Below are 7,559 nucleotides of genomic sequence, written 5' to 3' on the forward strand. Positions count from 1 at the left end.
TTGCAACTTTAGGTGGTAGACTTTGCAACTTTAGGTGGTAGACTTTGCAACTTTAGGTGGTAGACTTTGCAACTTTAGGTGGTAGACTTTTGGTTAAAAAAAACTTAGACTGCGCAGGACTTGTACATTACAAAATATTGAGACTGAGTATGAGCGGTTTGAGTCACTATCATAAGAGTAGATTATTTCTAACAGTCCTAGAAGCGGCTAATGTATGGTTGGCCACTTTATCTCCTATTACAAAAAAGAATTACGCCTCAGGAATTAAATTCCTAATCTCCAATAATATATTAGATGGTTCTATGAAATTGGAGAACTTAGTGTGTTTCGATCATTGTGATGCTCTGAACAAGATAAAGTCATTAACTTATACTTGTACAGGTAAGACTGTTTCAGAAGCATCAAAACAAGCTAGGGCAGCTTGTTATATTTCTTTTACTAAATTTCTTTATCGATTGACCAAAGGGCTTATTAAACAGGCTAGTCCTTCTAGAGACTTTGGTAACTCTACATTTTATAAAATTAGAGACAAGGTTAAAACAGAATTTATTTCTAAGAAAGAATGGTTAGTGTTTTTTGATTCGCTAAAAAGAATTAGCTTTAGAGACTATCTGATAGGCAAATTGATTATTCAAGGAGTTAGGAAATTAAACGAAGTAATTTCTTTAAGAACTGACGATATATCTTTTGTTCAGAATCAAGTTACTTTCAAGGTTAAAAAACGACAAAACAGGTATCAAGAAGTCAAAGTAAGTTACCCGAATTTCTTAATGCAGGAGTTGCGAGATTATCTTGGAAATAGAGAAGGCTGGGTTTTTGTTTCTGGAGAAGGACAACAAGTAGCAATCAATCAAGTTTATTATTATTTCAAATTGGCTGAACATGATATTAATTCTCCAATTAAAGTCACACCCCATGTTTTAAGGGCTAGTGCTTTAGCTTATTTGAAAAAAATGGGATTTGCTGATCAAGAAATAATGAGAGTATCTTGCTTATCTTCCGCTCAAATGCTATCAGCATACGATACAGGTAAGACTGACAATTTAACGTCGCAATTACCATTAATATTTTAATATAATTTTAATTATACAGGATATAGTGCTGCGAGAATTAATTTGATGTTTTTTCAAAGTGGAAATTGATAATTTCCACTTTATGATTAAATCAGAGACACTTTTTTTGATGCATTTTCAGACGTTGTGGATTTATCATAGGCGTATATCATCTTTGAAGACGAATGACCCGTTACTTTCATGATGTCAGAGTCTGAGCAACCCATTTTTTTGTATTCAGTTACAGCTGTAGCCCTTAAAACATGGGGTGTGACTTTAAACGATATATTTGCTTTTATTCCAGCTTTAGCGAAAGTCCCTGCTAGTTGTTTTAATCCAACACTTTTCCCATTTTTAGTTATAAAAACCAATCCCAACCTATTTCCCACATAATCACTCATTAATTTCATGAATCGTTGTGGGTAGGTTATGATGGTTATTTTGGACACACCCCTACTTTTGTTTTGATCAAAAGATATAGTCCCATTTTCGAATGAAATCTTATCTGTAGTGATGGATAAAGCCTCTGTCACACGCTTTGCACCTTGGAGAATAGTCTGAGCGATTAACCAATCTCTATGATTGATTTTTTCTAAAGCCTCTAAAAACGTGATTCTTTCAACCTTGTTCATAGCATTTGTTTTGACCAGGTCTCTAATTTTATAAAACGTTTTGTTAGATTCTTGATTTGATGGTTGAGCTATAGAAATCAAACCAGATGTTGCTCGGTTTAAGAATTTTGTTAGGGATATATAGCATGCTGCGCGCACTTGTTTTGTTCCCTCTGACCAAGGAACTATTTTCATGGGAACTTGTTTTATTGAATCCAAGATAATATTGTGGTTCACCAGAGCGAATTCTTGTAGGGATATTTTTAGAGAAACTAAACCTATTTTCTCTAATGCTAGGATAGATCCTTTATAAGATCTGGCTGTATGATTGTTTAAGCAAGATAACCACACAAAAACAGCTTCAGAAAGTGGGATATCTCTTAATCCTTCCCAAATACGTTCATTTTTAATAGAAAGAAATTCCTGATGCGATAGGTTGCTTCGGTAAACTTTATTCCCAAACATTGTATCTAAGCCTTTATGCAGTGAATTGTCTTTACGCACACACAACCTCATGATATAAGTTATGAATTTTACCTGATTATTTCCATAATCAAGTAAATTATATTACCTTTATGAAATCCTTAAAGGAATTTCTGGATGTCTTATGATAAAACAATCTGAAGAAGAAAAAGAGCTCTTAGATGTTGAATTTTTTGTTCTAGGACAAGCTGTGAACTATCTGGAACATGCCCATACAGTTGTTCGTAGATTATCAGAGAATCATTTTAAATTAGAAAATCATAAGAACATATTTTTGCTTATACGCGACATATTAAGAGATAGAGATACGATTTCAATCTCTTTGATTTGGGAAGAGATTAAGAGAAGAAATTTAGATAAACGAATGGATGTTTCGTATCTAATACACATGTCTCAAAATGCGGATATACCTATAGATTTAGATCATCATATTGACTTTTTACATGAAAAACACGTTAACAACCTCTTAAAAGAGTTTCTAGATTCATCTTTTCAAGATTTCACAAGGTATCCAAATAGGCGTTCGCCATACACACTTATAGACCAATTCAAAGAGCGTTTAGATAATATTCACAAAAAAACCTCATATCCTAGACGGAAGAATATAGGGAAAACGGTTTATGATATTTTTTCATTAGGCGATGACGGGAAAAATAGTGTTATATCTCAAATACGACATAGATACGACTATAGATCAAGGCACCAAATTGATTATGTTGACGGATTACCTACAGGATATTTACCTATAGACGAGAATAGCATTATATTATCAAAAGGGAATTTTGTTGTTGTTGCTGCAAGACCTGCTATGGGGAAAACTGCTTTTGCTATAGATATAGCTCTTAATCTTGTCCTAGAGCAACAGAAGGCTGTAGGGTTTATTTCATTAGAAATGAGCCCAAATCAGATTGTAGAACGTGTTGTATCAAATTTAAGCGAAATTTCGTGTGAGCAATTAAAAAGAGGTAATTTCTCTAGAGATGTCTTATCCAAAATAGAAGATATCGGTAAAAGACTGCAAGGAACACACTTCTTTATATGCGATAATAAAAGTACGGATTTAAACGCATTAATTGATCAAGCCCGAGAATTAAAAGAAAGTCAGGGTATAGACGCTCTATTCATAGATTATTTACAACTAATAGGCTCTAACAAAAAAGCTGAAAATCGACAGAATGAGATTGCTGAAATCTCAAGGCAGTTGAGAAAACTAGCGGGTGAGTTGCAGATTCCTGTTGTATGTTTATCTCAACTGTCAAGAAAAGTCGAAGATCGTGGGGATAAAAGACCAATGTTATCTGATCTCAGAGACAGCGGTCAGATAGAACAGGATGCGGACGTGATATTGTTCTTACATAGAAAAGATTACTACTCTCAAGAAGCGACAAAAGGACTTTCAGAGATTATAATTGGGAAAAATAGACACGGCTCTGTGTTTTCAACCAACTTAAAATTTAATTCATCTACAGGAAAATTTTCAGTTCAGAAAGAAGCATGGTGAGATCAGAAAATCAAATAATTAAAAGTTCCCTACATTTAGAGAACCAGAAGTTTGGCAGAAAACCCCAGCTATCGGAAGATCAACTTGAGTTGTTTTCTAGTGTCTGCACAGAATCCAAAATCGAAGTAATAGGATTAGATTTACAACCTTCACATTATCACGCTTTAGCTGCTATTCAAAAACTCTTAACTGCTACAAACTATAGAGGAAATTTAGAAGGATCCTATTTATCTAGAGAAACGAATACATTCAAGTTTGAAGGCACAATCCCAAGGATTAAATTTACTAAAGCAGAATATTTAGAAGCTTATGGGGTGAAAAAATACAAGACTTCGAGAAATAAGAATGAATTTGGTGGTAAAGAAGCTCTAATAGCTCTTGAAGCTTTATATCATCTAGGAAATGAACCTTATTTAATAGTTGCCACAAGAAAACGTTGGAATAAAGGAGAAGAAGTCGTTGACCGTTATCAAACATTTTCCCCCATTTTACGTATCTGTGAAGGTTGGGAGGGACTAACTCCAAAAGAAAATAAAGCCTTGGATGAAGAACCTTTTCTTAATCTGGTTTCTAAAAAACATAAAGGGTTTATCATAGAACCATGCCCTATCATTGTAGATCAAATTGATTCCTATTTTGTTTTAAAGCCCGCAAATATGTACCAGGAAATAAAACTAAGATTTCCAAACGCTTCAAAATTCACATATACATTCATAGACTGGATCGTCAGTACTGCAACAAGAAAGAAAATGAATAGCTCAGGGTTAAAAGAGTGGCCTGATAAAATAGAAATAGGTTTTGAAAACCTATCTTACACATTAAGAATGAATCGGTATATTACTTCGAGGAATTGGAAAAAGATAGAATCTGCCATCAATAGGTGTATTGAGATAGCTATAGAACTGAAGTGGTTAAATAAACATGAAAGAATTCAAGGTAAAACTATTTCTAAAAAAGAAGTGTTTTATTTAAATAAAAACAAATTTCAACAAATTTCAACAAACAAAACAATTCAAAACACAACAAACAATAATTAATTGTTGATAGTCAAAAAAAATTAAATTAAAACTCAAATAAAAAGAGTTTTAATTATGGGTAATTCTGGTTTTTACTTAAACAACAACCAAAACTGTGTATTCGCAGACAATATTAAAGTTGGTCAAATGCAAAGCCCTTTGCAAGATCAACAACTTATACTTGGAACGACCTCTACACCAACAGCAGCGAAAATAATCGCAAAAGAAGGACTTAAAGTAGATATCACAACTACGAATAATACGGACACTTCGATAGACCTATCAGTAGATCCTGATGCTTTATCGAAGCTAATCTTAGATCGAATACAGAAGGAATTAGTAGATGCTATTATTGAAAATATAACGAACAGCTTGATACAAGAAGTTATAGATAAAATAGTCTCAGATCCAACTCTAGCCTTAACAAAAGCTTTCAAGAACTTCTCTATATCAGACAAGATTCAATGTAATGGTTTATTCACAAAAACTAATATTAGTACTCTTCTCGGTGGTACTGAAATTGGTAAATTTACAATTACACCAGATAATACTGATAGTATGTTCCTAATTTCTGCTGATATCATAGCCTCTAGAATGGAAGGAAATGTTGTCCTAGCCTTAGTAAGGGAAGGTGATTCCGGTCCTTGTGCAATTAGCTATGGTTATTCATCTGGTATTCCTAATGTTTGTTCTTTAAGAACAGCTGTCAGCAATTCTGGAACAACTCCAGTTACATTCTCGTTAAGAGTAGGTGGAATGGAAAGTGGTGTAGTTTGGGTTAATGCATTAGCAAATGGGGATTCAATTTTAGGAACAACAACAACATCGAATATATCATTTTTAGAAGTCAAACAACAAACAAACGGTTAATAAAAGTTATTAAATAATCTGATTAAAATATATTTTTGTTGGATATTTTTTTGTAGTTTTATATGAAAAAATCATACGTCTATTTACTGGAGAGATTATGAATGATAAACAGAATATGACTAACGATTTTATCAAAATTGTGAAAGATGTTGAGAAAGATTTCCCAGAACTAGATATCAAGATGAAAGTGCATAAGGAAAAGATTACTTTTTTGAATTCTCCTTTAGAATTGTACCACAAAAGTATATCCGTTATTCTAAACCTACTCAATCAAATACAAACATCTTTAGGTTTGTTCCCCGACTCTCCTATAGTCGAACAGATGGAACATAATAATTTGAAGCTGAAAAAAGCCTTGATCATGTTGATTTTATCAAGAAAAGATATGTTCTCAACAGCTGAATAAATTAACATCTACTCTAACGTTGGAGTAAGTGTGAAAACACTAGCATTTTGTTCTTTTAAAGGTGGTACTGGGAAAACAACCCTGTCCCTTAATATTGGTAGTAATCTTGCTCAAATAAGTAAGAAAAGGGTTTTGCTTGTGGATTTAGATCCACAAGCAAACCTGACTACAGGTCTCGGGATTCAGATCCATGACGAATATGGTCTTAACGAAGTCTTAAGAAGTTCTAACGATATCAAAGAAGCTATTCACAAAACAAAGATAGAAAATCTTGATATTATTCCTTCATCTGTCCTTGTGGAAGATTTTAGGGGGTTGAACAAAGATGTAGGCTTGTCAGTTAATCATTTGTGTTTAGCTCTGCAAAATGTTCAAAGTCAATATGATATATGTATTCTAGATACTCCGCCAAGTCTAGGCACCCTTACTCAGGAAGCCTTTCTAGCTAGCCAGCATTTAGTTGTGTGTTTAACACCTGAACCTTTTTCTATAATCGGTTTGCAGAAAATAAAAGAATTCTGTTCAACAATTGCGAATGATTTAGACATACTAGGAATAGTATTTTCATTTTGGGATGAAAGAAACTCAACGAATTCTACGTACACTGATATCATAGAGACAATTTATGAAGGCAAAATCTTATCTAATAAAGTGCGTAGGGATATTACTGTTAGCAGATCTTTATTGAAGGAAAGTCCAGTAATAAATGTTTACCCAAACTCCAGGGCATCTCAGGATATTTTAAACTTAACTAAAGAAATAGAAAACAAACTGTTCTTCAACAAAAAATTAGTTCAGGAAACTCTGTGAGTAAATTAGTAAAAGAAGCGTCTGCATTTTTTCAAAAAAATCAAGAGAACACAAGAAAGGAATTCCACAAAAAAGAATTCGCGATGGATGTTTTTTCGGTCTCTCTAAGCGAAGATGAAAAAGAACAAATAGAGAGTTTGATTGTCAGCAAACATAGTGTTTTTGATGATACATGTAGTCGTGGACTAGCTTCTATCAAACTATTAACAGGACAAATCAAATCCATACAAAAACAACATGTTCTTTTGATCGGAGAAAAAATTTATAAAGTTAGAGATATTTTAAGAGGTATGAATTCACCTGAGACAACATTTTCAGCATGGATAAATTTTGTTTTTCACACGAAATCTTCAGCTTATAATGCTTTAGGGTATTACGAATTATTTATAAGTCTTCCAGATAAAAACACGAAGTCTTTGTTTCAATCAATACCATATAAAACAGCTTATCTATTAGCCTCTAGAAAAGGATCTGTTAAAGATAAAGTTAAGGTCCTGGGTAAAATCTATGGCATGTCAAATACATCAGCTATTGATGTCTTAAATAAGTTTCTTCCTTCCTTGAGAACTTCTCAAACAGAAAGACTGACTAATTGTGAAGATAAGAATAAAGAATTATCCGAAAAATTAATGGAAATTCTAAAGACAATATGTTCTGGATTGGAATTATCCGAATATAACAAAAACTTGTTACAGCAGCTTTTTGAGAAGACTTTGCAGGTTAATTCCAGATGCTGACCTCAATCAGCAGCAAGTAAAAAGTATTAATATACTTTTTAAAGAATTTAAACCCAAAAAACTCCGAGAGAAA

Annotated in this window: 8 protein-coding genes; 7 read left to right on the forward strand and 1 reads right to left on the reverse strand. The window is 33.0% G+C overall.

Features of this window, described 5'->3' with window-relative positions; all coding sequences use genetic code 11:
- The first annotated feature begins 149 nt into the window (after window positions 1-149).
- Window positions 150-1,073 carry a tyrosine-type recombinase/integrase gene (locus tag C10C_RS05145; RefSeq protein WP_117274799.1) on the forward strand — a complete coding sequence of 308 codons (924 nt, stop codon included), beginning with the start codon at window positions 150-152 and terminating at the stop codon, window positions 1,071-1,073.
- Between the two features lie 86 nt (window positions 1,074-1,159).
- Here the strand turns inward: C10C_RS05145 and C10C_RS05150 are convergent, their stop codons facing one another.
- Complete coding sequence (locus tag C10C_RS05150) at window positions 1,160-2,128, reverse strand: site-specific integrase (protein ID WP_174222249.1); 969 nt, start codon at window positions 2,126-2,128, stop codon at window positions 1,160-1,162.
- A 142-nt stretch (window positions 2,129-2,270) separates the two neighbouring features.
- Between C10C_RS05150 and C10C_RS05155 the strand changes: the two genes are divergently transcribed.
- The 6 genes from C10C_RS05155 (at window position 2,271) to C10C_RS05180 (ending at window position 7,486) form a co-directional block, all read left to right on the forward strand.
- Window positions 2,271-3,647 carry a replicative DNA helicase gene (locus C10C_RS05155; RefSeq protein WP_117274792.1) on the forward strand — a complete coding sequence of 459 codons (1,377 nt, stop codon included), beginning with the start codon at window positions 2,271-2,273 and terminating at the stop codon, window positions 3,645-3,647.
- Window positions 3,641-4,684: a virulence factor gene (locus C10C_RS05160; protein WP_117274793.1), complete on the forward strand. Its 1,044-nt coding sequence runs from the start codon at window positions 3,641-3,643 to the stop codon at window positions 4,682-4,684. Before C10C_RS05155 ends, C10C_RS05160 begins: the two co-directional genes overlap by 7 nt.
- Window positions 4,685-4,738: 54 nt before the next feature.
- Window positions 4,739-5,533 carry a virulence factor Pgp3 gene (gene pgp3, locus C10C_RS05165; RefSeq protein WP_117274794.1) on the forward strand — a complete coding sequence of 265 codons (795 nt, stop codon included), beginning with the start codon at window positions 4,739-4,741 and terminating at the stop codon, window positions 5,531-5,533.
- A gap of 97 nt (window positions 5,534-5,630) precedes the next feature.
- Window positions 5,631-5,939, forward strand: coding sequence for a virulence factor (locus tag C10C_RS05170; protein ID WP_117274795.1), 309 nt, complete (start codon window positions 5,631-5,633; stop codon window positions 5,937-5,939).
- Between the two features lie 30 nt (window positions 5,940-5,969).
- A complete protein-coding gene (locus C10C_RS05175) occupies window positions 5,970-6,749 on the forward strand; it encodes a ParA family protein (RefSeq protein ID WP_117274796.1) in 780 nt (259 codons plus the stop codon).
- Complete coding sequence (locus C10C_RS05180; RefSeq protein ID WP_117274797.1) at window positions 6,746-7,486, forward strand: CT583 family protein; 741 nt, start codon at window positions 6,746-6,748, stop codon at window positions 7,484-7,486. Before C10C_RS05175 ends, C10C_RS05180 begins: the two co-directional genes overlap by 4 nt.
- Window positions 7,487-7,559: the final 73 nt, after the last annotated feature.

Origin of the sequence: Chlamydia poikilotherma (assembly GCF_900239975.1) — a bacterium.
GTDB lineage: Bacteria > Chlamydiota > Chlamydiia > Chlamydiales > Chlamydiaceae > Chlamydia > Chlamydia poikilotherma.

Coding starts and splice junctions, on each gene's coding strand:
- C10C_RS05145 (WP_117274799.1), top strand. CDS start 150: ATGAGCGGTTTGAGTCACTATCATAAGAGTAGATTATTTCTAACAGTC.
- C10C_RS05170 (WP_117274795.1), top strand. CDS start 5,631: ATGAATGATAAACAGAATATGACTAACGATTTTATCAAAATTGTGAAA.
- C10C_RS05155 (WP_117274792.1), top strand. CDS start 2,271: ATGATAAAACAATCTGAAGAAGAAAAAGAGCTCTTAGATGTTGAATTT.
- C10C_RS05150 (WP_174222249.1), bottom strand. CDS start 2,128: ATGTTTGGGAATAAAGTTTACCGAAGCAACCTATCGCATCAGGAATTT.
- pgp3 (WP_117274794.1), top strand. CDS start 4,739: ATGGGTAATTCTGGTTTTTACTTAAACAACAACCAAAACTGTGTATTC.
- C10C_RS05160 (WP_117274793.1), top strand. CDS start 3,641: ATGGTGAGATCAGAAAATCAAATAATTAAAAGTTCCCTACATTTAGAG.